At 67.8% G+C, this 855-nt stretch carries 3 protein-coding genes; 2 read left to right on the forward strand and 1 reads right to left on the reverse strand.

All coding sequences use genetic code 11. The features are described 5' to 3' along the window. Nucleotides 1–260: ATP-binding protein (locus ACWJ6R_RS37250; RefSeq protein WP_449066691.1), on the forward strand; the 260-nt coding region annotated here is incomplete at its 5' end. Nucleotides 261–279: 19 nt separating this feature from the next. Here ACWJ6R_RS37250 and ACWJ6R_RS37255 read toward each other — a convergent pair. Beyond that, complete coding sequence (locus ACWJ6R_RS37255; RefSeq protein WP_449066692.1) at nucleotides 280–564, reverse strand: hypothetical protein; 285 nt, start codon at nucleotides 562–564, stop codon at nucleotides 280–282. An 89-nt stretch (nucleotides 565–653) separates the two neighbouring features. Between ACWJ6R_RS37255 and ACWJ6R_RS37260 the strand changes: the two genes are divergently transcribed. Beyond that, nucleotides 654–842 (forward strand): hypothetical protein, encoded by a 189-nt coding sequence (locus tag ACWJ6R_RS37260; protein ID WP_449066693.1) that lies wholly within the window; start codon nucleotides 654–656, stop codon nucleotides 840–842. Nucleotides 843–855 lie beyond the last annotated feature (13 nt).

An 855-nucleotide genomic window follows, 5' to 3' on the forward strand; every position in this document is an offset into this window, starting at 1 on the left:
CGCTCCACATCGACGTGATCGACGCGGGCTCGGCCGACAGCCTGCCCCGGATCCGCACGGACGCCTGCGCGGAGAGCTGCGGCGGCCGGGGCCTCTGGCTGGTCCGGGAACTGGCCACCACCTGGGGCTGGTACGGCGTCCCGGCCGGGCGGGTGGTCTGGTTCCAGCTCGCAGAGGAACCCGATCCCTCTCTGCCCTGCGGGCCGCCCGGCCGGGCTGTCCGGACCGGCCCACTCCTGGCCGAGGGGTCCGGCCGCTGAACGGCGGCCGGGGAGACGATCAGTCGCGTCCGGCTGAGGCTTTCGCCGGGATGGCGCGGAGTTCCTCCTCCACGGTGTCGATGAGCGCCTGGGCCGCCCGGCGGAGCCGTACCCGGCGGGCGCTGAGGTCCTCGGCGAACCTCCGGGCCGTCGGCCCGACCCAGACGGACCGGCCGGTGAACTGCCCGTGGGCGGGGTCTATCGCCGCCTCCAGAATCGCGACCCGCGTCCTGAGCTCCGCCAAGGTCTGCTCCAGCAGGCGGCGTCGCGCCTCCGACGCCGTTCCGTCCAAGGGGTGGCTCACGAACCATTCCTCTGCTCAGGCGGGACACCGGACTAATCTGTTGGACATTATTAGATCTACAGGAAATCCGGCCAGGTATGGAGGGCTTCATGGCACGTTTCGTACGGCAGGGCGTCCTGATCTGCGCGATGACGTTATTGGCGGTTTCCGGCTGCGCCGAAAAAGAACCTACAGCCGCCGAGGCGGGCGAGACCTTGAAGCTCCATATCACCACACTGATGAAACAGGGGCATGTACTGAGAGGGAGTTTTGTTAGCTTTTGTTCCTGTTCATCGTGAATAGGCCGGGTTC

The organism is Planomonospora algeriensis, from assembly GCF_977012225.1.